A 26,864-nucleotide genomic window follows, 5' to 3' on the forward strand; every position below is an offset into this window, starting at 1 on the left:
TGATTTAGATTTGAGATTTTACTTTAAGGTATAGCAACGGACAAAGCGGTTAGGACATTAATCAATGCTAAAACTTAGACCATAAAAGACTTCTAGCACTGTCACCTGTCACCTGTTCCCTGTCACCTGCTATAGTTGACAAAATGAGTGAATTGCCTGCCAAATTTCGGTGCTGACGTTTCCCAAAGCGTGATCGCTATCTAGTTCTACTAATTTTACCCAAGGACGGGAACTCGCAAATTCACGACTAGCGGTAATGGGAATAACTTCATCTTCTGTACCATGCAGAATCAATGTGGGAATCGGACGTTGGAGATTTTTTTCTTGGTATTGGGCAGCATCTGTGACGAAATTGTAACTTAGAGGTAATTCTCGTTTTTCCCCAGAGTGATGTACTAAAAGATATTGTTCTTTTTGCCAACGTTTTAAAGCTTCTTCTCCTAACTTGGGCAACCAATGGGATAAAAACCCAAAAGCTGGTGCTAATAAAACTAAGCGTTGCACTTGTGGGTATTGTTCCCCTAAATGAGCCGATGTCAAACCACCTAAACTAGAACCAATCAGGGTTACAGGTGCAGAATTACTGAATTCAGCAGCGACTTGATTTAGCTGACGAGTGATTGTTAACTGGGAAAAATCGCCAGCATTTAAATCGGGAATTTTCAGCTTGATGTGAAGTTGGGTAAAGCGATCGCTGATATCCTGTGCTTTAGTAGATTTAGGGCTAGATGCAAAGCCATGAAGATAAATAAAAGAATTTAACATATAACAGTCAACCCCTTGGGGGAATTACAGCAGAATTCAGGAGTCAGGAGTAAAACTGGCTTGCTGTCTAGGTTTCAATTTTGATTCTGTACCTCATTGATCTGCAATCTGCTATAAAAATTAAAAATTAAGAATTAAAAATTTAAAATTAACGTCCCTATCAATATAGTTAGGGGCTTGAAACCCAGTATTCGGGCAGGATTTCACGACTGTTCCCTATTCCCTCCCCGAAGGACTCTCCTCAGCTAATGACTAATCCAATCACTCCAACTCCCAGCATAAAGTTTACCGGTAGAAATTCCCGCAATTTCTAAAGACAGTAAATTCACACAAGCCGTAACACCGGAACCACAATAAACTAAAATTTCTTTAGCGGTTTCTAACTGTTCCCATCTTTGATGTTGTTCTGATTGGGGGAGTAAACAGCCATTCGCGTCGGTGACTTCTTGCCAAGGATAGTTGACAGCACCGGGAATATGACCGGCAATTTTATCAATGGGTTCTCGTTCTCCACGATAGCGATCGCTCTCCCTTGAATCTACCAAAACTACATCTGGACGATCTTTGCGATTTTTTACATAAGTATAATCTACAACTTTTTGCCCTTGTAATTGCGGAATAAATAGCCCCTTTTGAGATGTTGGAATCACATCGGAAACCGGATATCCAGCTTTTTGCCAACCTGCAAACCCACCATCTAAAACGGCTACTTGCTCATGTCCTAAATACCGTAATAACCACCATAAACGAGATGCAAACGCCAACCGAGAATCATCATAGGTAACTACCAGAGTTTTTTGGTAATTAACTCCGATTTTCGCTAATTTATCAGCTAAATCATTGATATTAGGTAAAGGATGTCTTCCCCCATGTTCTGCCACAGGACTAGATAAATCTTGATTTAAATCTAAATAATAAGCTCCTGCTATGTGACTTTCTTGATATTGCTTTTGTCCCAGTTGTGAATCAGCCAGAGAAAAGCGACAATCGACAATTACAACTTGAGAATCGTTAAGATGTTCAAATAACCATTTGGGAGAAACAACAACTGTGGTAGGACTCATTAGTTATTAATGATTAGTTTAGTATTACGAACAAAATGTCATATTCAGATAATTTTACACCCCAACAAACACAAGATGGTTCTTTTACCTTCTTTTCCGAAGAATTTGACGAGGCTTTTCATAGCCATTATGGAGCTAGACAAGAGAGTTATTTGAAGTTTGCACTTCCTACTCAAGTGCAGAAAGCAGCCGGAAATGGAATAGTCAGGATTTTAGATGTTTGTTATGGTCTAGGATACAACACAGCCGCAGCGTTACAAGTAATTTGGGAAGCAAATCCCATTTGTTATGTTGAAGTCATTGGTTTAGAACTAAATCCAGAAGTCCCAAAAGCAGCCATTAACCAGCGTATATTCTATGATTGGGACTACGCGTTCAGACAAACCTTGACCGAACTAGCTTTTGGGCATCAATCTTATACAGAACGCTTAAAAGCAAAGTTACTCATAGGTGATGCTAGAGAATCAATTCAATTAGTACATCAGTCAGGTTTCCAAGCTGATGCTATTTTTCTTGATCCCTTTTCACCACCGCATTGTCCACAATTATGGACTGTGGAATTTATACAAAAAGTCGCCTTGTGTTTACATCAAAATGGCTTACTAGCGACTTATTCCTGTGCTGCGGCTGTACGCACTGCACTTTTAGCAGCTGGCTTAGTCATAGGTTCTACCACACCCATAGGAAGACAGACACCTGGTACCATAGCCGGATATCCCAGAGATGAGTCGGTGGATAATTGGGGAGATGAGGAGGAAGAAATTCGTCCTCTTCCCCCTCTTTCAGAAGAGGAAAAAGAACATTTACAAACTCGTGCGGCTATTCCTTACCGTGATCCCCAATTGAGGGATGCTGCGGAAGTTATAATTATGCGAAGACAACAAGAACAACAAGCCTCTATTTTAGAAACTAGCTCTCAATGGAAAAAAAGGTGGAGTTAAAATATTTTGTAATTAGTGTGAGATACAAACACCCCACCCCCAACCCCCTCCCCGCAAGCGAGGAGGGGACTATGATGTACTGGATCTAATGTAATTAGGGAACGCTATATAATTTATGAAAATTTCAGTATGTATTGATTAACTGATATGATTTTAGTCTGAATCGGAAAATACTAAAAATATTCATCATTGAAATTTACTGATACTTAATTATGGTTGTTGTAGCAATTCTCGCGGCAGGAAAAGGAACAAGAATGAAATCAAACCTGCCTAAAGTTTTACATTCTTTAGGTGGAAAATCTTTAGTTGAGAGAGTTATTGAAAGCGTCGAACCCTTTTCACCTGAACGGAGATTAGTAATTGTTGGCTATCAATCCCAACAAGTGAAAACGGCAATGGCGGAAATTCCTGGTTTAGAGTTTGTGGAACAGACTTTACAATTAGGTACAGGTCATGCTATCCAACAATTACTTCCCTATTTGGAAGGTTATACTGGGGATTTGCTGATTTTGAATGGTGATGTACCTTTGTTGCGTGCAGAAACTCTGAAAAACCTGTTACAAACCCATCAAGAAAATCAAAATTCTTGTACTATTCTCTCTGCACAGTTATCCAATCCCCAAGGTTACGGAAGAGTTTTTTGTGATTGTGACGGTATTGTGCAGAAAATAGTAGAAGATAAAGATTGCACTTCTAACCAAAGAGAAAATAACCGCGTTAATGCTGGTATTTACTGTTTCCGTTGGCCAGATTTAGCAAAGTTTTTGCCTCATTTAGCAGCAAATAATGCCCAGAAAGAATATTATCTTACAGATGCCGTTACTGAAGTGGGAAAAGTAATGGCTGTAGATGTGGAAGATTACCAAGAAATTTTAGGAATTAATGACAGATTACAATTAGCCACAGCTAACGATATTTTGCAAAGACGCATTAAGGAAAAATGGCTTTTAGCTGGTGTAACGCTAATTGATCCTGCAAGTATTACCATTGATGAAACGGTGGAATTACAACCAGATGTGATTATTGAACCGCAAACGCACCTGCGCGGTAAAACTATGATTCAGTCCGGTAGTCGCATTGGCCCTGGTAGTTTAATTGAAAATAGCGAATTGGGTCAAAATGTCACTGTGCAGTATTCTGTAGTCACAGATAGCGTTGTGCAAGCAGAAACTCGCATTGGTCCCTATGCTCATTTGCGCGGTCATTCTGAGGTAGGTGCTGGTTGTCGAATTGGTAATTTTGTCGAGTTGAAGAATACCCAATTAGGCGATCGCACTAATGTAGCTCATTTATCCTATTTAGGCGATACTACAACCGGAACTCAGGTAAATATTGGTGCAGGGACAATCACCGCCAACTACGACGGAGTAAAGAAACATAGAACTAAAATAGGCGATCGCACCAAAACAGGTTCTAATAGTGTGTTAGTTGCACCTATTACTGTGGGAAATGATGTTTATATAGCCGCAGGTTCCACAGTAACGGAAGATGTAGAAAACGATGCTTTAGTAATTGCCAGAAGTCGTCAGGTAGTTAAACCAGGTTGGAAGAGAAAAACTGAAAATTCTAGCAGGAGTCAGGAGTCAGGAGTCAGGAGTAAAACCCTCTTTTAGTGAGAGTTCCATTATCAATTGATGTCCTAACCACCCTGTCCACGGCTTTAAGATTTTGTAGGGTGCGTTCGGAACGCACCTCAAAAAACCTCAGCGAACCTCTGCGCTAACCTCAGCGTCCCTCTGCGTTTAAAAAAATCCTCCTCAACAATAACCGATCAACTCGCCATCATTCCATTCCAAAGTATCGCCAATAGTGTCACCATTGTGATAAGCAGCAAGAATAATTTCGCTAGTTTTACCCCATGATATAGCTCCAGTGGCATCAAGAGCGATCGCACCCAAATCCCGTGCATTCTTACTAGCTTCGGTAAATGAGCGCAACATAGCTTCTGGCAAAGACATACCATCACTAACACGGATGACAATCTTCGCTGCTAAACACTCATCAATAATATCTTCGCCAATCCCAGTACAGCTGACACCAGCATTATTAGTAGCATAATTACCAGCAGGCATAGCAGAATCACTGACTCGACCAATACGTTCAAAGCCTTTACCACCAGTGGAAGTACCAGCCGCTAATTTGCCATAGCCATCTAAAGCTACTACACCAATTGTACCCCGTCCCGCATTACTGCTTTGGGCTAGTTCTGGTTCAGCGACTACCCCAGCCATCGTGCTTTTAAAGTTATCCTGGCGTTCTTGTATCCATTCTTGCAAGCGTAAATCAGTTAAACCATTGTAGGTAGGAACTTGCAACTCCCGCGATAACTCCAATGAACCGTGATCAGACAAAACCCGATCTGGGGAGGTTTGTAAAAATTGCGCCAACTCAATGGGGTTTTTTACCCGTGAAACATTAATTACACCACTAAAACGCCCTGATGTACCATCCATCAAAGAAGCACTCATGCGAATTTGCCCATCAGATTGAAGTACCGAACCAGTACCTGCATTAAAACGGGGATTATCTTCCAATATTTGGCAACCGCGCACCACGGCTTCTGAGGCTGTAGCACCTGCTAGGAGGTGAGAATAGACCTCTTCGATGACAGTATAGAGCGATCGCCTTACAGCCTCTATTCCTCCCTTCCCTTGGAGAGAACTACCAGCCCCACCATGAATAATTAATTTAGGTTTTACTTGTAAAGTCATTTAATTGCGTTTGTCTAGTTTTAACTTTGATTCGTTTCATTTTTAGCCTGAGAACGACGACGACGGCAACGTTCAGAGCAATATTTCACTTCGTCCCAACAATCTTCCCATTTTTTGCGCCAACTAAAGGGACGTTGACAGACTACACAGATTTTTTCAGGTAGATTAGATTTAGCAATATTACGTCCCATATTTAGAATTCGTTGTTAAAGGATGGGGAGACGCGGAGACGCGGGGATTTATTTGTAGGTTGAATTAAGTGAATTGATATATAGCCGTGGACAGGGTGGTTAGGACATCAATTGATAATGAAACTCCCACTACAAGAGGGTTTTACTCCTGAACGGCAGTTGACGGCAGTTGCTACAAGTCGGGAAACCCGTCCACCGCACTGACTCCTCCTGTACGGGCGTATTGCAATACGCCCCTTCTGACTCCTGCTATATATTACTCAATACTACTACTGAGTAAGCGACGAAGTATTACCTATAGTATTTCCTTCAGAATTACTAGGAGCTAAAGGCAATACTAAGCGACTGACTACTCGATGATCTGGTGATTGATATATTTGCAATTCTCCTCCCATCTGTTGGATCAGGTGTTTGCAAATTAGCAGATGCAAACCAGGTGGTTGGTTGAGATTTGCAGAAGCCAGTACATTCTTGTGTCCATTTTGGCTTAACTCTGCTAATAGATATGGATCAATGATGCCATGATCTGTAATTAACAGTTCTAGCGATCGCTCATCTAACTGGTTATACCAGATATCAATTCTTTCACCAATTGGAGAACGTTTACAGGCAGCCAATAACAACTCGTGGACAATGAATTCTATTTTGACGATATCCCCAGATGTAGCTAATGGAGATGGATTAGATGCCGTCAGCAGTTCTCCAGATAATGAAGAGCTTTTGGAGGCTGTGACTGGTTCAGTCGGTTGTGCTAAACCATGCACACCTATCCACATCTGTTGTTGTTTAACTAAAGTATCTACTCGTTCAATTGCACGCTTCAATAAACTGGAAATTGACATTGTTTCCCAACTCATGTGTAGCTGCCATTGCTCCTGTTTAATCACTCCGGTCATAGAGTTAGTGATATAGTCTAACTGCCGTAGCAGCAGCTTGTAACGCATTTGAGTCAGTTCATTAGCCGGAATACCTAAATCATGAATCTTAGTGAGTGTCTGATTCAACATTCTCCGGACTTCTTCTAAACGTCGATGTTTGTACCAGTTGAGTTCTCGCAATCCCTCACTATTGGACTCTAGAGCTTGGATAATTTGCTGTTGACTTTGCCACCAAGCTAATTGAGAAACAAGAGTTGCGGTAACACTGAGATTGATATCTGACCAAGCTTGTTCTGCATAATCTGCCAGCAACACTATACCTATAGGTTGAGAATCAGCCGTACTACGTAATGCCATCACCCAAACTTGACCACGATCAGGAACAGTTAACCATTGCCTGGTTGCTGGTGGTAAATCATACGCTTTGAAAATCACGTAACTATTATGTGCCACTGCCAACTCGATCAGAACATCTCTCTCGATGGAAATAGGAATATTTTCAACAATCCCAAAGTGATTATTGGTCATTACCCCTGGAATAATTGTTGCCCATTCCTGACTAGGAGACCAAGAGAGAATGACGGCCAGTGGACATTGCAATACAGTTGCTATGTGTTTTAGGGCTTTTTTCTCAATAGTCCCACTTTCAGCTTCTATCAAGATGCTAGGGTATTGTTTGAATATCTGGGAAATTTTTTCCTGCTCTTGAGTAATTATACGTAACTGCCAATTACGAACGATGACACCTATTTGCTGACTGAAGAACCACAACAATTCTTTTTCTTGAGTTGTCCAAGAGCGATGAGTTTCGTGAGTAATCACCAAGAGTATTTGCGGCGTATGACCTTGAATACAGTTACAAATCAAAAGCGATCGCACACCATTTTCTAGTAACTGAGAGCGCCAGGTAAATAAGGGCAAATCTGCGTCTAAGTTTTCAATCTCTAATGCTTGCGTTGCATTTTGCAACATCTGAAAATCTATTTCTGGGAGAGCGGTAAGACTCAATCTCCAAGCGCGGCGATGCTTGATTGCACTTTGGTAAAAAACTTGATAAATATTTTGGTTGGGTTGGTACTGTAAAAGCAAAAACTGCGTTGCCGCTAACCGCTCTATAATGATTTTGGCACAAGGGTATAAAATTTCTGGTAGGTCTTGATCTTTATAAATAGCTTGGGTAATTTGCTTAATCAGTTGGTTGTCTTGTTGAATTTGTCCGATGGTGCTTTCCATGCTGTCAGTGGGAGCAACTAAGGAGATTAACCCAGCCGCACCTTGGATGAAATGTTTGTCGGCTTGAGTCCAAACTTGCGGTTCAGTACTTTCCACCGCCAGAAAGCCCACTAAGTCTTTGTGCAGAATGATCGGCGCAGCTAAGAGCGATCGCACCCCCAAGCTTTGCAACAATTTACCCTGCAAATTGTTGTTGATAGAACCGCTCGATTCACTAATGCAGACTACTTCATTAACTGCCAAATTGAAATAAACATCGCCTAACTCCTGTACTGTTATCCCTGCGGTGGGGGGCTGATTGCTTAAATTACGACCCATGCTCACCAGCTGACTACTCATGCGACACCAGAAATAATGTCTTTCCCGTTCATACCAGTAAATATTTGTCCGAGTGGGGGAAACAAATTTATGGGTGGCATCGACTGCTGTTTCTAACTTTTTATTGAAGTCGTTAAGGGAGCGTAAATTTTCCAGCAGTTTTAATAATTCCTCGCTCGTACTTGGGGTTTCCTGTTGTTGCCAAGCTTTTTCCTTTTGATTAAGTATTATTCCCAGTTCCCCTACAACTATTAACAGTCTTGCTCTTGCTTCTCCACTCAGTAAGTATCCCCAGCGTTGTGAACCAATTAACACCAGACCCAAACATCTATTTTTATAGTGAATTGGTAAAATAATTGTTCCCTGGATATTGTATTTTATGGCTAATTCTTGCCATTCTGAGGCGCGGACTTGTTCTTGTAAATTAGGTATGCCCACGGGACGCAGTTCTGTTACAGCTGGCTCTAATAAATTCCCTGGATTTAATACAACGGATCTTTGTAAATAACTTGTGTCACCATCAGGCGTAATACCCCCTTTGCCATACAAGGTTTTATTTGCCTGATTATAAACAGCAATCCAAATCAATGGATAGTCAAACTGTTGTTGAAGATAAGTAATTGTAGTTGTGATCAGAACGTCAACATTTTCCTCTTCTCTAAGTTTATGGAGGATTTGGAACAACAACAGGATTTGTTGTTCGGCTGATAGAGGTTGATTTGGCTGCTCCATCTGATTATCTGTTGACATAAGTTGTAGTATTATATTTATAATCACCAGAGAAAAATTCTGATTAATCTGGTATTTGTTAATAATTGGTAGATGTTAACCTAGTTTGGATATTTATCAAGCAGTAATTAATCCTTTTTTATTCACTCTGGTCAAAACAGATCCAGAGTGGTTACACCAGCAAACTATTCGTACTTTTAGCTGGCTATCACAAGCAAGCTATAATCCTCCTTTTAGCTGGTTAAATAGCAGCCTACAAAGGTCTTTTTGCCTAGATAATACAAGTTTAGAACAAAATCTGTTTGGGCTAAATTTCCCTAACCCTGTAGGTTTGTCCGCTGGTTTTGATAAGGATGGACTAGCGGCGGGAATCTGGTCTAGTTTTGGTTTTGGCTTCGCTGAACTGGGTACTGTCACATATCATCCACAACCTGGAAATCCTCCTCCCCGTTTGTTTCGCTTACCATTAGATCAAGCCGCCCTCAACCGCATGGGCTTTAATAACTCTGGTGCGGCAGCAATGGCAGCTAGATTGGCATCGAGTCAGCAAGAATTAACTCGCTCAGTACCGATAGGCATAAATTTAGGTAAATCTAAGATAACACCCTTGGAACTAGCAGCACAGGATTACCTGGAGAGCTTTCGCTTACTTAAAGATTTGGGTGATTATTTTGTAGTGAATGTCTCTTCTCCCAATACACCAGGATTGCGATCGCTCCAAGATGCTGCCATGCTCAGTCAAATATTAGATGTATTACAAACAGAAAATCATTCACAAAAGCCCGTTTTTGTGAAGATAGCACCAGATTTAGAATGGGAAGCGATCGCTGATATTATTTCCCTCGCTAAAACATACAAATTAGCCGGAATTATTGCCACCAACACTACAATTAGCCGTGAAGGACTAAAAACTTCAGTAATTGCTCAAACTGGTAAATCCCCCCAAGAAGAAGCAGGGGGAATTAGCGGAGCGCCATTGCGGCAACGTTCTACAGAAGTAATTCGCTTTATTTACCAGCAAACCCAAGGAGAAATCCCCATCATTGGCGTAGGTGGCATATTTACCGCTGAGGATGCTTGGGAAAAAATCACAGCCGGTGCAAGCCTGATCCAAGTTTATACAGGCTGGATTTATGAAGGGCCAATGATGGTACGCCGTATCCTCACCGGCTTATTAACCAAATTAGAAGAAAACGGCTTAACCTCCATCAGTCAAGCTATCGGGATTGGTAATAGGTGATTGGTAATGGGTAATTGGTAAACTTCCTTCTATTCCCTGTCACCTGTCACCTGTCACCTAATTCTTCTACAGGGAAAAACTCTTTAGACTTACGCGAATAAGACCAAGCAATTCCATCAGGATCACGGCTGCGAGTCCATTCTGGAAAATCAGGGTCATTCCGCCGTTTATAAACCGTACTGGAATAAACACTTAGCCTTTTAGCTAATTCAGATTGAATAAGTGAACCAAAAACTAACTGTTCTTCCAGAGGTTTTTTAACTTTCTCATGGCTAGTTTCGGGTAATAATTCGGTTTCGGTTTGTATTTCTTCTTCCTGGGAAATTATTTCCGGTGGTGCTAAAAAAGAACGAGCAACATTAGTCACCGGACGAGCAGGAAGTTTTTCTACTGGCTCACTACTATCAAGTATATCGCCCAGAATACTGGCAGTTATGAAGTAGTAAGACGGACTCTCATTTTCAGAATCCAGTATACTAGCGCCAAATTCTTTAGATTTATCATCTAAATAGCGTTTTGCCACCGTCCCAGAAAAATCACCCTTGATTGCCAAATCCATCGGTGTAATTTTTCCCTGGTTTTCCCGAATTAACTGATAAAAAAGTGGGTTAACTTGCTCACACCACTTATCCCATCTATATTGCTGCCAAAGGTTGAAGGCCATCAGCAGCGCTAAGATTAGCAGTAAAATTCTCCAGGTATTGACCAGGAAAACAATCAAAAACGATATCGGCAAAATTAGAACGAGAAAACTTTTCCCGTAATTTTCTATGGCTTTTTCACTCATGCTGATTTTTGCCAAGTGAATTTTTACAAAATAATATTTCTATCTTGGCAAAAATTTGGACATTTGTTTGTATTTTTTGGCAAAAATGTGGACAATTATTCGGCAAAAGCCACTGACATAGGGAAAAAGTGACGCGTGACACCAAGAGAAGCAATTTTTTTTCTATCCCCTTGACAACCAGAAATATGTGTACCACATTAATACTACAAGTGGCATTCCCAAAGGAGTTAGCTTTCACCGTAGCGGATATCTTAAACGTCAGAGCGCCTACCTTGCCTGGTTAGGCCGACTTATCGAGGGTTGTTCCATGTCAACCCACCCACAGAAAATCACCGTCAATTATTTGAGTGGGTTGTCAAAGGTTGGGAAGATTTACCAGCAGATATTCCCTCAGATGCTTTAGCACAGATTTGGTGGTATGAATGGCTAAAACGGAATCCTATTTTAAGGATTTTGTCTGACGTAAAGTTAATAAAATTGTAGGTTGGGTTAAGCGACAGCGAAACCCAACAAAAGTATTGTTGATGTTGGGTTTCCTTCCGTCAACCAAACCTACATCTAGGATAAAATTATAGGGACTTTCAATGTAATTGGTTAAGAAATTATGATTACCTCCGTTGAGCGTAGCGATTTTAATAATTTGGAACAATCTATTTTTTTAGAGTCTGTTGGAGTTGAGTTACCAATGATGGAAATTTATAGTGGTGTTGTTTTTGAGTAAGTTAATGCAATATTCATAAACATATCAGCATTAAATCATAAACATGAAATATTTTTATTTTAATATTTACGAAAATCCCGTCCAAGGTGTGGTGGGAGAGTCAGCGTCACATAAAGATAAATTATCTGTGGAATAATCTGTATAAAAACCAATTTTACCATTTTCACAAATTGGCAATTTATCCAGTTCCTCTAAAACTTCTAATGCAGATTGATATCGTTTTTTATAATCATCTAATACCATTTTATTGATAATTGCTGCTAAGGGCTGACTAACTTTAGCTTGATCAATCCATTTTACTTTGCCATCAATATCTCTTACTAACTCATGAGGAAAAATCCCCGTCAAGGCTTTAATTCCAATCATGCCAATGGCGTAAATATCGCTATTATATTGAGGATGACCAAAACATTGTTCACTAGGTGCATAACCTTTAGTACCAATACCAATAGTCAAGGCTGTTGAATCAATATTTTCTGTGATATGGTTGCTGACTTCTTTCACCGCCCCAAAGTCTATTAATACTAGTTTCCAGTCTGAGTGACGGCGGATAATATTGTTCGGTTTAATATCTCGATGAATTACACCATTTTCATGGACAAATTTTAATATGTGCAACAAGTTTTTTAAAATGGGGATAACTAAACTTTCAGCGATACATTTACTTGATAGTAATTCCTGATTTAATGGATGCCCAAGTATGTACTCTTGCACTAAATAAAATTCTTGATCTTCTTCAAAAGATGCTAGAAGCTGAGGAATTTGATTATGTGTTCCTAGTCTGGCTAGGGTTTTTGCTTCTGAACTAAATAAACGCCTAGCAAGTGCTAAAGTCTCGGCTTTAGTTGTAGCTGGTTTTAAATGTTTGACTACACATTGGCGGTTGTCAGAACGCTGTATATCTTCTGCAATATAGGTTTCACTAAATCCACCTGCACCAAGAACTTTAATAAGTTTGTAGCGTCCGGCAAGTATTTTAGCATTCAATGTTAAATCCCTTTGCTAAATTAATTTTTGTAGGTGCAAAAGTGTTGACTGATAATCTTCTGAATAACTGGATAAACTTTGCAGTTATGAAAAATTAATAATAGTTGTTATTGGTTGAGTTTTCTGTGATTTTGGAAAACCTTTTCTGGCTGTAAATCATTGTTCCAGTTTTCTGATTCAAATACATAAATAGGTAGAATTAATTAAATATAAGACTTCACTGGTAAACTTCTCTCCTACGTAGGTGAAGCCTACCGTAAAATTTTCAGTCAGAACGTGCAGCTAAAGTAACTTTATTTGTTAAAACAGGCTTGAAAGTCTTTTTGTGTCTGGGTTTGATGATAACTTCTGCGAACGTCAGGGATACAGTTTATGTGAATACGTTATCTGGCAACGGCTATACTCCGATATTGTGGTGACACCTGCTGAAATTGGTGATTATTAGCCTCACCATAGCTACTTGGTATATCAAAAACTATATCTAAAGCTACCGAACGCACATCCGCTTTCATCAACTTGATGATAATCTAGGCATAAGCTGCACATCTATAAGGAAAAGGTTTTAATAGCAACATTTTGAAATAAAACTTCAATGAAAATATTTTATTATACATTTGTGAAGTATGCTTTAATTATTACTAAACTTCCATGAGTACAGTTACACTAAAAGACTATCTATACAAATACGGCTCAACTATTTGTCTGACTGGATTCGTCGTCTCTGTGATTGTTGCACAGATGATGAACCAGACTAACTTCACCTTTCTTTGCCATTGATGACAGCCAGATTCTATCCTAACGCTAGTACTCAACTTAACCAATTGGACAGAAGAAGGAAAAGAAACTTTGATCCTTCTATCACTAACCCGTATAATTTGGTTTGGCAGTGTGTAGGCAAAAGGTGGCTGGTAAACAAGGTTAGACTAGGCTACCCTCCCTGGGAGTCTTCTCCCACCGCTTAAATATTAATACTTACCAGGAAATAATTCCTACGGTTAATGAGAAAATATATTGATGCGTATCAGCCTAGATCCCACCCAAGTCTCTATGTCATACCTCTTTTAGGAGTAAACTTGATTGATATCCAGATCCCAATGGTGTTAAAGAGTCAATTTTATTGGTAGATTTTTGATCACAGGGGATTTTTGAAAGCGTTGGAGGTTAAACAGGTTTAGTTATAAGTCTCACAAATTTAATGTTTTAGCCAATTTTCTGCTTTGACAGAGGTAAGATAAAAGCTATACATGAAAACTACCTTTTATAGATATTAGCGACTTTGCCAATTAAGAATTGCTATAATCTATGCTTCCATCTTACATTCTTATCTATTATTTAGGTGTAAATTTCTATGGGTTCTCCAATGAATCGTCTGTCTATTTTTGTAGATGGAAACAATATGTTCTATGCTCAACAAAAAAATGGCTGGTTTTTTGACCCGCGACGAGTGTTAGAATACTTCAAAAACGAGCAGTCAGAAACGACATTGATTAATGCCTTCTGGTACACTGGCTTAAAAGATCCACAAGATCAACGTGGTTTTCGAGATGCGCTAATTAGTTTGGGATATACAGTACGCACTAAAATTCTCAAAGAATACTACGATGATGTCTCTGGTCGTTACTCGCAAAAAGCGAATTTAGATATTGAAATTGTTGTAGATATGTTTAATACAGTAGACCAGTACGACAGAGTTGTCTTATTCAGCGGCGATGGTGATTTTGAAAGAGCAATAGAACTATTACGCTCAAAAAATACGCACATAACAGTCGTATCAACAGAAGGAATGATAGCGAGAGAATTACGCAATGCTACGGATAGATATATAGACTTGAACGATATTAGAGACCAAATAGAAAAGACGGAAGGTTAGTAAAGTTAACAATTATTTACAAAACCAAGAGTTAAAAAATAAAGTTCAAGGTATTTTAAGCCCACAATCAAAACTAAACAACCCAAAAGCGATGAGAAATCAAGCAGACAGAATTATCATCTTTGATACGACACTGCGAGATGGAGAACAGTGTCCAGGAGCGACTCTAAATATAGACGAAAAGCTGATTATTGCCAAGCAATTAGCGCGTCTAGGTGTGGATATTATTGAAGCTGGTTTTGCCTTTGCTAGTCCTGGAGATTTTGAGGCAGTTAAGAAAATTGCCCAAATTGTAGGGACAGAAGATGGCCCTGTAATTTGTAGTTTGGCTAGAGCCATTAAAGCAGATATCGAAGCGGCAGCGGCAGCATTAAAACCAGCAGTTCACGGCAGAATTCACACCTTTATTTCTACTTCTGATATTCACTTAGAGTATCAACTGCGGAAGTCAAGGGCAGAAGTGTTAGCGATCGCAGAAGAAATGGTAGCCTATGCTAAGTCCTTCATGGATGATGTCGAATTTTCGCCAATGGATGCGGCTCGTTCTGATCCACAATTCCTTTATCAAGTATTAGAGAGAGCGATCGCAGCTGGTGCAACAACAGTTAACATTCCTGACACCGTAGGTTACACCACACCCAGCGAATTTGGGGACATGATTAAAGGCATTATCGAAAATGTCCCCAACATCGACCAAGCCATTATTTCCGTTCACGGCCATAACGACTTGGGTTTAGCCGTTGCGAACTTCTTAGAAGCCGTCAAAAATGGTGCAAGGCAGTTAGAATGTACCATCAACGGTATTGGTGAACGGGCAGGAAATGCGGCTTTAGAAGAATTGGTCATGGCACTGCACGTCAGACGGCAATATTTTAACCCCTTCTTAGGACGTTCAGAAGATTCTGAAGCACCCCTCACGAATATTGACACCAAACAAATTTACAAAACTTCACGTCTTGTTTCCAACTTGACAGGAATGTTGGTGCAACCAAATAAAGCCATTGTCGGGGCTAATGCCTTTGCACACGAGTCTGGTATTCATCAAGATGGGGTGTTGAAAAACAAGCTCACCTATGAGATTATGGATGCTCAATTGATTGGTTTGACAGACAATCAAATCGTCTTGGGCAAACATTCTGGCAGAAATGCTTTCGGAACCCGCTTGAAAGAATTGGGCTTTGAACTGTCAGAAACCGAATTAAATAAAGCCTTCGTCAGATTCAAAGAATTAGCGGATAAAAAGAAAGAAATCTCAGATTGGGATTTGGAAGCCATTGTTAACGATGAAATCCAACAATCACCTGCTTTGTTTCAGGTAGAGTTAGTGCAGGTTTCTTGCGGTAGCAACGCCAAACCCACCGCTACGGTTACTCTCCGCACCCCCGACGGTGAAGAATTAACCGACGCAGCTATTGGTACAGGCCCAGTAGACGCAGTTTATAAAGCCATCAATCGGGTAGTGAATGTACCTAACGACTTGATTGAATTCTCCGTACAATCGGTTACAGGAGGAATTGATGCTCTTGGAGAAGTAACCATCCGCTTAAAATATGAATCGCGTGTGTTTTCAGGTCATGCAGCCAACACCGATATCATTGTGGCATCTGCTCAGGCTTACGTGAATGCACTGAATAGATTGTATTCTGCATTGCAGAAGGAAGTCAAGGAAGAAGTGACAGCATAATAACATATATACCCTAGATCCCCGACTTCTTGAAGAAGTCGGGGATCTGTGAGTTCTGACTACTTTTGAATTAATTCCAAAGCATGAGTTAATATTTCTTGTTCATTAACCATAGGTGCTAATTCTTCTGTTTCATAACGTCCTTCAAATGCTTCTATCGCCGCTCTTTTTAGTGCTACTTGATATCCTTGTTGCAGAATTTCCATTAATTCTATTTGATTCAAGTAAACACCACCAGATTTGCGGCGTTTATTAATTTTATTAATTTCCCGCACTGCATTTTCTATAGATATTTCCCAAGAACGGGTAGAACGTTTTTCAGCTTTTTGTTTGATTAAATGGATGAGTAGAATTACGCCATAACTATCAATTTTATTGATTTTATCACTTAGGCTCATTTCTTCTAATTCATCCACTAATAATAAAGCTTCAGGAATTTTACCCTGTTCTAGAAGTTGTCTGAGTTCGAGTAGTTCTTCCATATTGGTTATTTAATGTATTATTGAATTTACCTGATGAAATGATATTTGTGAGGATAACATGAAAATCAGACAGCTTGAACTTGAGAATTTTCGATGCTTTGAGCATAAAGTTTTTGAGTTTTCCGATCAGTTTAACGTTTTTATTGGTGATAATGCTACAGGAAAAACTGCAATTCTTGATGCACTAGCAGTAGGTGTAGGAAGTTTTTTCTTAGGGATTGATAATATTGATACACGCAAGATTCTGAAAGATGAAATTCGTCATATCATCAGGAAAGAAGGACAAACACCGACACTAGAACCAATTCTACCAGTTGTTGTATATTGTCAAGGTTGTTTTGAAGATGTCCCAGAAATTTCATGGACAAGAGAGATAAAAACAGATGGTGGTACTACAACTCGTGAAGATGCAAAAGAAATATCACAATATGCTAGAGAATTACAGCAAAAAGTTCGTATTCAAGAACAAGATAGAGACAAGATTATTTTGCCCGTAATTTCATATTACAGTACAGGTCGCCTTTGGGTTCAACATAGAAATAGAGAAACAAAAAATCTCAAAACACTTTCCCCTGGTTCTCGATTTTTAGGGTATAAAAATTGTCTTACAAAGTCCTATGAACCTGATAAATTAATACAGTGGTTTAAAACATGGGAATTGGTATCTTTACAACAAGGAAAAACTATTGGCATCTTGTCCGCAGTCAAAGAAGCTATTAAAAATTGTATGGAAGACTGGCAAGATGTGAAATTTGACATCTCCAGAAAAGAATTAGTTGCAAGTTCAAAAGATAGAAGAACTTTACCATTTCAAATGTTAAGCGATGGAGTGCGTAACATGATAGGAATGGTTGCTGATATCGCCTATCGTTGTGTTACTCTAAATCCCCAATTTGAAGGTGAAGCTGCTCGACTTACACCAGGTATCGTACTTATTGATGAAATTGATTTACATCTACATCCTAAATGGCAACGTCGAGTTGTCGAAGATTTAAAAAGAACATTTCCGAAAATTCAATTTTTTGCCACTACCCATTCTGAACATATTATCCAGTCTTTAAGAGATGGGGAACTGATTGATTTAAATAACCCAGATTTAATACCAGCGGCAGAATATGAAAATAAGAATATAGAATATATCACAGAAAACGTGATGCACGTTCCTAATCCATACAGAAATGAGCGATATCAAACAATGATGGAAACAGCAGAAAGATATTATCAGATGCTAGAAAATTCTAGTAATTCATCTCCTGAAGAATTGGAAAAGTTAAAAACACAACTGGATGAATTAATAGAACCATATAGTGATGATGTTGCCTATCATGCTTTTTTGAAAATGGAACGTCTTGCAAGAGGATTATAAATAATGAGGCCAGTAGTTCGAGGTAAAAATACTAAAGTTTTCAAAGATTATAGAAATGCACGAAAAAATTTAATTGATCAACTTGGTGAATATTGTTCTTACTGTGAAATGCGTCTTGGCTCATCTTTAGCTGTTGAACATATATTACCACAAGCACTATTTTCTGATGAAAAAACTAACTGGGAAAACTTCTGTTTAGCTTGTATTAATTGCAACTCTACCAAGAAATCGCCTATGGAGAGAAGATGGAAAGATTCATGGCAAAATCTTCACATAATTTCTGCTAAAATAGCTGCAAGAAGTGAGTTCTATTGGCTTGATCAAGATAATACTTTCCGAGCTTTTGAGTATACTAAAGGTGGACATATTCAAGTACATCCTTTTTTATCTCTCGAAGAACAAAAAGTAGCTCAAGCAACTGTGGAAATGGTGGGACTAGATAAAACACCTAAGCCTGATATGCAAATGAAAGATCGCCGATGGATTAATCGGAAAGACGCTTGGGAGACAGCAGAAAGATATCGACAAAACCTTCGTAAATGTAATGATGAAGAGTTGTTAAAACAAATGCAAGATATGATTGTTAGTCATGCAGTTGATAAGGGCTTTTTCTCAGTGTGAATGACAGTATTTAAAGATGATATTGAAATGCTAAAACGTTTCATTTCTGCATTTCCGGGAACTGCTGTAGATTGCTTTGATCAGCATGGAAAGGCTATCCATCGTCCAAATGGAAGAATATAAAGCCAGAGATTTGTAAATTTAAAAATATGAATCAACCCAATAATACATCATTAACCGAAGTTCGCACCGCATTAAAACAAATCTGGGGTTATGATGATTTCCGTCCCCCACAAGGAGAAATTGTCAGGAGTTTATTATCCCAAAAAGACGCATTAATTATTATGCCCACAGGTGGGGGAAAATCAATTTGTTTTCAACTTCCCGCACTATTGAAAACCGGATTAACTTTAGTAGTTTCTCCCTTAGTAGCACTAATGGAAAACCAAGTTGAAGAACTACGTCAACGGAACCAAAAAGCAGCACTTTTACACAGTGAATTACCTGCAAATCAACGTCGTGCAGCTTTGCAAGCTTTGGAAAAACAACAATTAAGATTATTATATTTATCACCAGAAACTTTACTCAGTCCCCCGGTTTGGGAAAGATTATCTCATCCCCAATTACAAATTAATGGAATTATCCTTGATGAAGCTCATTGTTTAGTACAATGGGGGGATACATTTCGTCCTGCTTATCGGCGTTTAGGTGCAGTCCGTCCAGCGTTATTAAAATCAAAACCACCAGGAACTAAAATTAGTTTAGCAGCTTTTACAGCAACTGCTGATCCTTCAGCCCAAAAAATTATTTCTACAGTTTTACAATTACAGCAACCTGATAGTTTTAAACTTAATCCTTACCGTCCAAATTTACATCTTAGTATTCGTATTGCTTGGACACCAAAAGGAAGAAAACAACAATTATTAAAATTTATTCAAAATCGACCAAATCAAACTGGTTTAATTTATGTCCGCACTCGGAAAGATAGCGAGAATTTAGCCGAGTGGTTAACAGAAATGGGATTTAATACAGCTAGTTATCATGCAGGATTAGGTGCAACAGAAAGACGCGCAGTAGAAGCAAGTTGGTTAGGTGGAAAAATACCGTTTGTAGTTTGTACTTGTGCTTTTGGAATGGGGATTAATAAAAGTAATGTGCGCTGGGTTGTTCACTTTCACGCACCACATTTATTATCTGAATATGTGCAAGAAATGGGACGTGCTGGAAGAGATGGAAAACCAGCAGAAGCGTTAACTTTAATCAGTGAACCAACGGGTTTTTTAGATGCTGAAGATAAACAAAGACAGCAGTTTTTTCAAGAACAAATGTTTAAGCAACAACAAAAAGCGCAACAGTTAGTGAAAAAGTTACCACAACAAGGAGAAGTAACGGCTATAACGCGACAATTTCCTGATGCTGCAACGGCGCTTTCTCTACTTCATAGTACTGGACAATTGCAATGGCTTGATCCTTTTCATTATGCGATTTCTACAAAGTCGGGAAGTCAGCCACAAATGCAGTTACAAGCTGCTAAAAAAATGAGTGAATATTTAAATACTAAAAAGTGTCGTTGGCAATTTTTGTTAAATGCTTTTGGTTTTAGTCAAGAAGCTGAAAATTGGCGTTGTGGACATTGTGATAATTGCAAAAATTAGTCAGTTGGTATCGCCAAAACTCACCTTTGTATCTTAAAACAATGGTAGACTGGCGCAATAAAATTTTATTTGTGTGTACATTGTACGCCTAAAATGCTATAATCTGAATTGAATTTAGGATGTTCGCTAAATCGCCAAGATGTTAGAAACCTCTTCACCCAAAGACAGTAGAGTTGATTTGAGGGTTACACAAGAGCAAAAAGAACTCTTAGAACAAGCAGCAGCCCTTAAAGGAGTTTCCTTGACTGCTTATACCCTTTCTTATCTGCTTCCCATTGCTAGACAAGAAATAGATGCCCATGAAAGGCTGGTTTTATCAAGTCGGGATAGAGATTTATTTATGTCTATCATGGAAAATCCTCCACAACTCAAGGGAAAACTCAAAACTACCCTGAAAAAGTTTAGGGATAAATATGACAAATAGTGAAGGGAGATGGAATTTTTTACCTATTGAGAAGAAATATAAAAAGGATTCTTTTGACTGTGGTTATAAAGTTCTCAATGATTATCTGAAAAAATATGCTCGACAAAACCATCAAAAAGGTATTGCTAAAACCTTTGTGGCGGTGAAAGAATTAGGAAGTATGAAAGTTGATGGTTACTATACACTGAGCGCGAGTATTATTGAGTATGAACTCTTGCCTGAATCTTATCAAAAAAGAATACCTGCTTATCCGATTCCTGCTACTTTAATTGGTAAGTTGGCAGTTGATAATACTGTAAAGGGACAAGGTTTAGGGGGAGAACTTTTAGCAGATGCATTATATCGTATTGTTCGCGCTGCTCAAGAAATTGGTATTTTTGCGGTGAGAGTTGATGCTATAGATTTACAAGCTAAGGAATTTTATCTGAAACATGAGTTTATTCCTTTTTTAGATCGGGAATTATCTTTGTTTTTACCTATAGAAACAATTGCTAAAGAGTTTGATTTTTAAATTTAAAATATAATTATTCCCTAATTTCATGCTTTTTTCCCTGAAATTTCTCAAATATGGCGCAATGGGATGAATAACCAAATTCATCATCGCGTTCTGTGTATTGTTGAATCCAACTGTTTAAAAACTCAAAAGTTTCTGCTTGTTCCTGCGGTGATTTAAATTTGTGTGGTTCCCAAGGACGATGGCGGTTATTTTCAAGACATTTATCAATACCAGGGTTGAGAAAATAGATTTCAGTCGCCAATTCAAGAGCAATTTTAATCAGAGTACTGTAACAACCTTCTATTACCCAAGAGTTATTATTTGCTAGAAAATCTCGCAGATCATTGGAAACATTTTCGTGATTACGTCTGATGGCGATTTGATTTTGTTCCCAGACAATAGTATCTAGATCAAGAATAGGAATATGCAAATCTTGTCCTAGTTTCTTAGCAAGAGTACTTTTTCCAGAACCGGAATTACCAAATATTAAAAATCTATACATTGTTTGTTTTTATCTGCGGTCTATTGAAAATTATCAAGAGCGGGGAAACCCCGCCCCTACATTAAAACTGCTGTAAAAAGCGCAAATCGCTATTATACAAACGGCGAATATCATCAATTTGATGTAAAACCATCGCAAAACGTTCTACACCAAAACCGGCAGCAAAACCACTATAAACTTCAGGATCATAACCCACTGATTTAAGTACATTGGGGTCAACCATACCGCAACCCATGACTTCCAACCAGCGTCCATTCCACTGCAAATCAACTTCCGCAGAAGGTTCAGTAAAAGGGAAATAACTAGCGCGGAAACGAATTGGTAAATCACCAAAAATCGCTTGCAAAAATACCTTAACTGTGCCTTTGAGGTCTGTAAAAGTCAATCCTTCATCAATGGCTAAAAGTTCAATTTGATGGAAAACTGCGGAGTGGGTAGCATCTACATCATCTCTTCGGTAAACTCGTCCTGGGGCAACAATTCTAATCGGTGGTTCTTCCTTTTCCATGTAGCGAATTTGCACCGATGAAGTATGAGTCCGCAGTAAATTCCCATCTGGTAAATAGAAGGTATCCTGCATATCACGGGCTGGATGGTCAGGTGGGGTATTCAGGGCTTCAAAATTGTAGTAATCTGTTTCCATCTCCGACCCTTGAGCCACCGTGTAGCCCATACCAACAAAGATATCCAAAGCTTGGTCAATGATACCATTGAGGGGATGAATGCGACCTTGGGGACGGTAAATACCCGGCATAGTCACATCTAAAGTTTCAGACTCTAGCTGTGCTTCAATTTGAGCAGATTCTAAAGCGGTGCGTTGCTGGTCAAGAGAGTTTTGGATAGCTTCTTTAACTGTATTAGCGATCGCGCCAATTTTGGGACGCTCCTCCGCACTCATTTGTCCCATGCTGCGTAACAGCGCACCCAATTGACCTTTTTTGCCCAAATAGTTAACTCGCAGTTCTTCCAGGCGTTCCAGGGTATCAGCCGATGCGATCGCTGCTTCTCCTTCTTGGCGCAATGCTAAAAGTTGATCCTCTAAATTGCTAGTCATTAGTCATTATCTTTAGTTATTACTCATCAAAAAAGGGAACAGCGAATAGAGAACAGGGAACAAAATTAAAATTTCCTATTTCCTGTACCTTCACGAAGAGACGCGGGGAGAGGGAGACGCGGGGACACGGAGACAGAAACTTGACTCTGATTGTAACTCCGCACAATTTCCAGCGTCTGAATAGAAGATTCAGACGAGGTTTCAGCCCTCTGGAACTTTCGTTACGGACACGGAGAGGCGTAGCGTTTGATGAATCACCGCGTCTGTGCGTCCCCGTGTCATCTTCAATAAAACTCCCAGTTCCCTGTTACCTCTTTAATAGTCTATAGTCCAAAGTTATGGACTGGAGAAGAAATAAGCTTGGGAATGTGCCATTAATAAACTAGACTATTTCTATTTTTAGCAGTTTAGAGGTATTTTTTATTATTTACTTGTGACCGCAGACACTGACAACCGACCCTTAACTGATGAATATCGAAGTATGAAATTACTAATTAGCAACGATGACGGCATTTCTGCCCTAGGTATCCGTACCTTAGCTAACTGCTTGGCAGAAGCGGGTCATGATATTACAGTAGTTTGCCCAGATCGAGAGCGTTCAGCAACAGGACACGGACTAACCTTGCATCAACCAATTCGCGCCGAAATGGTGGAAGCACTTTTTCATCCTGCCATCAAAGCATGGGCTTGTGATGGCACACCATCCGATTGCGTAAAATTGGCATTGTGGGCATTACTAGATTCGCCCCCAGACCTAGTGCTATCAGGCATTAATCAAGGTGCCAATTTAGGAACAGAAATTCTTTACTCTGGAACTGTTTCAGCCGCAATGGAAGGAGTGATAGAAGGCATTACCAGCATTGCCCTCAGTCTTACCAGTCATACACACAAAGACTTTCACCCAGCTGCAAACTTTGCCAAACTCCTAGTAGATCAGCTAGTAGCAGAACCTCTCCCAGGCTTGATGTTGCTTAACGTCAATATTCCTCCCGTCCCGTCGGCAGAAATTGCTGGTGTCACTTTTACTCGCCAAGGAGTGCGCCGTTACGTTGATGTTTTTAACAAAAGAGTAGATCCACGAGGAAAAACTTACTACTGGTTAACAGGAGAGGTTGTAGAGGACATAGAACCACCCACAGATTTGAATTTACCGTTAAACATTCCTACCGATGTCCAGGTTATCCGTGAAAACTACATCAGTATTACCCCATTGCAATACAATCTTACTTATGCCAATGCACTGCAACAATTATCGAAACGAGAATTTAAACTTCCGTAAATTTTTGGTTTTTTGGACACCAGCCTAAATTAAAATCATGTCCGCACAATTTAAGCTATAGGAATCCGGTTTGGTTTCTGTTCGCGGTAGCGTGCCGTAGGCATATTTACTCGTAGAGGTAGGGAACTCTTAACAGGGAACTCTTAACAGAGAAGAAGGAATCAAGGTATACGGAGTTCTGTAAGCGCAAAGCGCAGGCTGCGCCAACAAAATTCAAATAGGAGTCCTATATAAAGTTAGGAGATATATTGAAATCCCTAAATAAGTATAAACTCTAGTATCTTGAAAAGTGGTATACTTCAGTACATCACTCATGATTTCCCAAAAAGTTCTTAAACAGAGTATGCTATTTTACCGATAAAGACTTAGTACCGCCGTGAATTTAACAGAGTGCCAACCGCAGTCCACTATAAACTAAAAAAATAAAACTCATTGTTTTTAATCGCTCGCCCGCTCAGTCCAGCAAACAACACCCATGTCTAGGATAGAGAACCAATTTACCGTACAATTTTGGGGCGTCAGGGGCAGCATCCCCTGTCCAGGTCTAAAAACCGTCCGTTACGGGGGTAATACCCCTTGCATATCAATGCAAGTGGGCGGTAAGCGCTTAATTTTTGATTGTGGTACAGGAGTTCATGTTTTGGGGCAATCTTTGTTACCCCAAATGCCCGTAGAAGGTCACATATTCTTCACTCATTGCCACTGGGATCATATGCAGGGGTTTCCTTTCTTTACCCCAGCATTTATCAAAGGTAATAAATTTAATATCTACGGAGCGATCGCACCAGATGGCTCGACAATTGAGCAAAGGCTCAATGATCAGATGCTTCATCCCAACTTCCCCGTACCCTTGCAGATTATGCAAGCACACTTGAATTTCTACAACATTAAAGCGGGGCAACCAATCGAAATCGATGACATTTTCATAGAAACCGCACCATTAAACCATCCAGGTGAAGCCGTAGGATATAGAGTTAACTGGCGCGGTGGTTCTGCTGTTTACATTACAGATACTGAACATTTTCAAAATAAATTGGATGAAAACGTCCTGTGGCTGTCCCGTGATGCCGACATCGTCATTTACGATTCCACCTACACAGATGATGAATACTATTCTCCAAAATCACCGAAAATAGGTTGGGGACATTCTACCTGGCAAGAAGCTGTAAAAATAGCACAAGCAGCCAACGTCAAAACCCTGGTGATTTATCACCATGACCCTGCCCACAACGATGATTTTTTAGATAATGTCGGCAAAGAAGCAGTTGAGAAATTTCCTGGTGCAATCATGGCACGGGAAGGATTAGTACTTCAGGTTCCAGTCTTAGATCCTTTCACAGAATCTTTTCCCGTCACCAAGTCAGTGTAATTCCTAATTGATAATGCGTAATAGTGCCGACCGTTTCGTTAGGGACAGGTAATTATCATCCCATGTCTAAAGCCAGGGGCTTGTAACCTTGAATTACGTTGGCGTAGCCTGCTGTAAGCACTATTACGAAATTACGAATTACGAATTACGTTGGCGTAGCCTGCCGGAGGCACTATTACGAATTACGAATTACGAATTATTTGGTCAGTGTAAAGATTCTCAATTTGAGGGATTTATCGATTTTAGATTAGATTGGTGATCAGGAGCTTTCAGCGCCAGAGCCTACCTATTGCTGAGATGGCAACAACTGGTAAATTAACTTTGTAGTTTCACCAGCAGTCCAAAAAATCCGCTAGATGCCTCTCTAAGGGCTGAGGGTAGGTAAACAAACTCCCCCTAGCAAAAAAGTGGCTATGGTTCCCCTCACAGGGTTGCCGAGCGCTGATAGCTACGATAAACCTAAAATCCCAGAATCCACGTGCTAAATTTGTCTCAAAATGGGTGTTCTGTGTGGGTTGCTTCCTCGACCAAATTGGCTCTAACACCAACTGCTGTTGCCCTTGGAAAATTTGATGGTGTTCATCTTGGTCATCAAAGGGTAATTCAACCAGTTTTGCAGTCAGTTGGGAATGAAGAGGGGTGGGAAGATGGGGAGAAATTACCAGAAAACTCACCCCAAAAACCTATCTACTCAACAGTTGTCACCTTTCATCCCCATCCACATGAGTTTTTTACAGGCCAACCCCGTGCTTTGTTAACACCGCTGGATGAAAAAGTTCAACAGTTGCGATCGCTTGGGGTAGAACAACTGGTATTATTACCCTTCGATAAAGAACTATCAGCCCTATCACCGGAAGAATTCGTAGAAAAAATCCTTGTCCAACAACTGCAATGTCAACGAATCAGCGTTGGTCAGGATTTCTGTTTTGGTCAAAAGCGCACCGGTACTGCCCAGGATTTGCAAATACTCGCCGCCAAGTACAAAATACCCGTAACCATCGTTCCCATCCAAACTGATAACAACGATTTACCCACAAATGGCAAAAGCGTTAATCATACTTCGAGTGAAGACCATCGGATTAGCACTTCATTGATTCGCCAAACTTTGCAAGAAGGCGATATTCAACGGGCAACTCGCTTATTAGGCAGACCATACACCCTGACTGGATTAGTTATCCCAGGTCAACATTTGGGTAAAACCATCGGCTTTCCTACCGCTAACCTCCAACTACCAAAAGACAAATTTTTACCACGTCAAGGAGTTTACGCAGTTCGGGTTATCATCCTCAGCGAAACGTCAGATACGCCTCCTACTCAGAACTTAGGCGTAATGAATATCGGCAATCGCCCCACTGTCAACGGTACTGATCCCTCTGTAGAAGTACATTTGTTAGATTGGTCTGCTGATTTATACGGTAAAAACCTAGTTGTGCAACTAGTAAAATTTTTGCGTCCTGAACAAAAATTCCCTTCTCTAGAAGCCCTAAAAACCCAAATTCAACTTGACTGCACCGTAGCCAGAGAACTTTTGAGTACAGAATGCTGAATTGGGAATGT

General features: G+C 39.7%; 25 protein-coding genes and 2 pseudogenes. 16 read left to right on the forward strand and 11 right to left on the reverse strand.

Annotated features, from left to right (window positions below; translation table 11 throughout):
- Positions 1 to 129: 129 nt before the first annotated feature.
- On the reverse strand, positions 130 to 765 hold the full coding sequence (locus A9Y75_RS17660; RefSeq protein WP_071190839.1) for a YqiA/YcfP family alpha/beta fold hydrolase: 636 nt from the start codon (positions 763 to 765) through the stop codon (positions 130 to 132).
- 245 nt (positions 766 to 1,010) lie between these two features.
- Complete coding sequence (locus A9Y75_RS17665) at positions 1,011 to 1,829, reverse strand: sulfurtransferase (protein ID WP_071190840.1); 819 nt, start codon at positions 1,827 to 1,829, stop codon at positions 1,011 to 1,013.
- 35 nt (positions 1,830 to 1,864) lie between these two features.
- Here A9Y75_RS17665 and A9Y75_RS17670 point away from each other — a divergent pair, with 35 nt between their 5' ends.
- The gene (locus tag A9Y75_RS17670) at positions 1,865 to 2,770 is read left to right on the forward strand and encodes an MnmC family methyltransferase (protein ID WP_071190841.1); all 906 of its coding nucleotides are present in this window, start codon (positions 1,865 to 1,867) and stop codon (positions 2,768 to 2,770) included.
- A gap of 212 nt (positions 2,771 to 2,982) precedes the next feature.
- A complete protein-coding gene (gene glmU / locus A9Y75_RS17675; RefSeq protein WP_071190842.1) occupies positions 2,983 to 4,383 on the forward strand; it encodes a bifunctional UDP-N-acetylglucosamine diphosphorylase/glucosamine-1-phosphate N-acetyltransferase GlmU in 1,401 nt (466 codons plus the stop codon).
- A 144-nt stretch (positions 4,384 to 4,527) separates the two neighbouring features.
- Here the strand turns inward: glmU and A9Y75_RS17680 are convergent, their stop codons facing one another.
- The 3 genes from A9Y75_RS17680 to A9Y75_RS17685 form a co-directional block, all read right to left on the reverse strand.
- Entirely contained in the window at positions 4,528 to 5,481 is a 954-nt protein-coding gene (locus tag A9Y75_RS17680) for an isoaspartyl peptidase/L-asparaginase (RefSeq protein WP_071190843.1), read from the reverse strand.
- Positions 5,482 to 5,501: 20 nt separating this feature from the next.
- A complete protein-coding gene (locus tag A9Y75_RS26705; protein ID WP_083389648.1) occupies positions 5,502 to 5,672 on the reverse strand; it encodes a DUF2256 domain-containing protein in 171 nt (56 codons plus the stop codon).
- 269 nt (positions 5,673 to 5,941) lie between these two features.
- On the reverse strand, positions 5,942 to 8,851 hold the full coding sequence (locus A9Y75_RS17685) for a GAF domain-containing protein (protein ID WP_236721448.1): 2,910 nt from the start codon (positions 8,849 to 8,851) through the stop codon (positions 5,942 to 5,944).
- An 85-nt stretch (positions 8,852 to 8,936) separates the two neighbouring features.
- On the opposite strand from A9Y75_RS17685, the gene A9Y75_RS17690 reads away from it, so the two are divergent.
- On the forward strand, positions 8,937 to 10,070 hold the full coding sequence (locus A9Y75_RS17690; protein WP_071190844.1) for a quinone-dependent dihydroorotate dehydrogenase: 1,134 nt from the start codon (positions 8,937 to 8,939) through the stop codon (positions 10,068 to 10,070).
- Between the two features lie 46 nt (positions 10,071 to 10,116).
- On the opposite strand, the gene A9Y75_RS17695 is transcribed toward A9Y75_RS17690, so the two are convergent.
- Positions 10,117 to 10,857: a hypothetical protein gene (locus A9Y75_RS17695; RefSeq protein WP_071190845.1), complete on the reverse strand. Its 741-nt coding sequence runs from the start codon at positions 10,855 to 10,857 to the stop codon at positions 10,117 to 10,119.
- Positions 10,858 to 11,157: 300 nt separating this feature from the next.
- Here A9Y75_RS17695 and A9Y75_RS17700 point away from each other — a divergent pair, with 300 nt between their 5' ends.
- Together A9Y75_RS17700 and A9Y75_RS27750 are read left to right on the forward strand one after the other, a co-directional pair.
- Entirely contained in the window at positions 11,158 to 11,340 is a 183-nt protein-coding gene (locus A9Y75_RS17700) for a hypothetical protein (protein ID WP_071190846.1), read from the forward strand.
- A 142-nt stretch (positions 11,341 to 11,482) separates the two neighbouring features.
- Positions 11,483 to 11,578, forward strand: a pseudogene (locus A9Y75_RS27750) (Uma2 family endonuclease); the annotation flags it as partial.
- 66 nt (positions 11,579 to 11,644) lie between these two features.
- Here A9Y75_RS27750 and A9Y75_RS17705 read toward each other — a convergent pair.
- Positions 11,645 to 12,684 (reverse strand): annotated as a pseudogene (locus A9Y75_RS17705) (serine/threonine-protein kinase); the annotation flags it as partial.
- 264 nt (positions 12,685 to 12,948) lie between these two features.
- Positions 12,949 to 13,077 (reverse strand): hypothetical protein, encoded by a 129-nt coding sequence (locus A9Y75_RS30215; protein ID WP_269086310.1) that lies wholly within the window; start codon positions 13,075 to 13,077, stop codon positions 12,949 to 12,951.
- 836 nt (positions 13,078 to 13,913) lie between these two features.
- On the opposite strand from A9Y75_RS30215, the gene A9Y75_RS17710 reads away from it, so the two are divergent.
- On the forward strand, positions 13,914 to 14,435 hold the full coding sequence (locus A9Y75_RS17710) for an NYN domain-containing protein (protein ID WP_016951503.1): 522 nt from the start codon (positions 13,914 to 13,916) through the stop codon (positions 14,433 to 14,435).
- 91 nt (positions 14,436 to 14,526) lie between these two features.
- On the forward strand, positions 14,527 to 16,119 hold the full coding sequence (locus A9Y75_RS17715; protein WP_071190848.1) for a 2-isopropylmalate synthase: 1,593 nt from the start codon (positions 14,527 to 14,529) through the stop codon (positions 16,117 to 16,119).
- 59 nt (positions 16,120 to 16,178) lie between these two features.
- On the opposite strand, the gene A9Y75_RS17720 is transcribed toward A9Y75_RS17715, so the two are convergent.
- Entirely contained in the window at positions 16,179 to 16,601 is a 423-nt protein-coding gene (locus A9Y75_RS17720; RefSeq protein ID WP_071190849.1) for a DUF29 family protein, read from the reverse strand.
- A 58-nt stretch (positions 16,602 to 16,659) separates the two neighbouring features.
- On the opposite strand from A9Y75_RS17720, the gene A9Y75_RS17725 reads away from it, so the two are divergent.
- From A9Y75_RS17725 to A9Y75_RS17745, 5 genes are all read left to right on the forward strand, one after another.
- On the forward strand, positions 16,660 to 17,967 hold the full coding sequence (locus A9Y75_RS17725) for an AAA family ATPase (protein WP_071190850.1): 1,308 nt from the start codon (positions 16,660 to 16,662) through the stop codon (positions 17,965 to 17,967).
- Positions 17,968 to 17,970: 3 nt separating this feature from the next.
- Positions 17,971 to 18,588, forward strand: coding sequence for an HNH endonuclease (locus A9Y75_RS17730; RefSeq protein WP_071190851.1), 618 nt, complete (start codon positions 17,971 to 17,973; stop codon positions 18,586 to 18,588).
- A 149-nt stretch (positions 18,589 to 18,737) separates the two neighbouring features.
- Positions 18,738 to 20,183 (forward strand): ATP-dependent DNA helicase RecQ, encoded by a 1,446-nt coding sequence (locus A9Y75_RS17735; protein WP_071190852.1) that lies wholly within the window; start codon positions 18,738 to 18,740, stop codon positions 20,181 to 20,183.
- Between the two features lie 139 nt (positions 20,184 to 20,322).
- A complete protein-coding gene (locus tag A9Y75_RS17740) occupies positions 20,323 to 20,607 on the forward strand; it encodes a DUF1778 domain-containing protein (RefSeq protein WP_071190853.1) in 285 nt (94 codons plus the stop codon).
- The gene (locus tag A9Y75_RS17745) at positions 20,597 to 21,118 is read left to right on the forward strand and encodes a GNAT family N-acetyltransferase (protein ID WP_071190854.1); all 522 of its coding nucleotides are present in this window, start codon (positions 20,597 to 20,599) and stop codon (positions 21,116 to 21,118) included. The genes A9Y75_RS17740 and A9Y75_RS17745 overlap by 11 nt, the downstream gene beginning before the upstream one ends.
- A gap of 13 nt (positions 21,119 to 21,131) precedes the next feature.
- Here the strand turns inward: A9Y75_RS17745 and A9Y75_RS17750 are convergent, their stop codons facing one another.
- Positions 21,132 to 21,605, reverse strand: a complete 474-nt coding sequence (locus tag A9Y75_RS17750) for an NACHT domain-containing protein (RefSeq protein ID WP_071190855.1) — start codon at positions 21,603 to 21,605, stop codon at positions 21,132 to 21,134.
- A gap of 61 nt (positions 21,606 to 21,666) precedes the next feature.
- Positions 21,667 to 22,659 (reverse strand): phenylalanine--tRNA ligase subunit alpha, encoded by a 993-nt coding sequence (gene pheS, locus A9Y75_RS17755; RefSeq protein WP_071190856.1) that lies wholly within the window; start codon positions 22,657 to 22,659, stop codon positions 21,667 to 21,669.
- A gap of 481 nt (positions 22,660 to 23,140) precedes the next feature.
- Here pheS and surE point away from each other — a divergent pair, with 481 nt between their 5' ends.
- From surE to A9Y75_RS17770, 4 genes are all read left to right on the forward strand, one after another.
- The gene (gene surE / locus A9Y75_RS17760) at positions 23,141 to 23,938 is read left to right on the forward strand and encodes a 5'/3'-nucleotidase SurE (protein ID WP_071190957.1); all 798 of its coding nucleotides are present in this window, start codon (positions 23,141 to 23,143) and stop codon (positions 23,936 to 23,938) included.
- Between the two features lie 475 nt (positions 23,939 to 24,413).
- Positions 24,414 to 25,307, forward strand: a complete 894-nt coding sequence (locus A9Y75_RS17765; protein WP_071190857.1) for an MBL fold metallo-hydrolase — start codon at positions 24,414 to 24,416, stop codon at positions 25,305 to 25,307.
- Positions 25,308 to 25,395: 88 nt separating this feature from the next.
- Positions 25,396 to 25,566 carry a hypothetical protein gene (locus A9Y75_RS28630; RefSeq protein WP_177176223.1) on the forward strand — a complete coding sequence of 57 codons (171 nt, stop codon included), beginning with the start codon at positions 25,396 to 25,398 and terminating at the stop codon, positions 25,564 to 25,566.
- A 219-nt stretch (positions 25,567 to 25,785) separates the two neighbouring features.
- Positions 25,786 to 26,853 (forward strand): bifunctional riboflavin kinase/FAD synthetase, encoded by a 1,068-nt coding sequence (locus A9Y75_RS17770; RefSeq protein ID WP_071190858.1) that lies wholly within the window; start codon positions 25,786 to 25,788, stop codon positions 26,851 to 26,853.
- The last annotated feature ends 11 nt before the right edge of the window (positions 26,854 to 26,864 follow it).

The sequence above is a fragment of the Trichormus sp. NMC-1 genome (assembly GCF_001858025.1).
In the GTDB taxonomy this organism is placed as follows: domain Bacteria; phylum Cyanobacteriota; class Cyanobacteriia; order Cyanobacteriales; family Nostocaceae; genus Anabaena.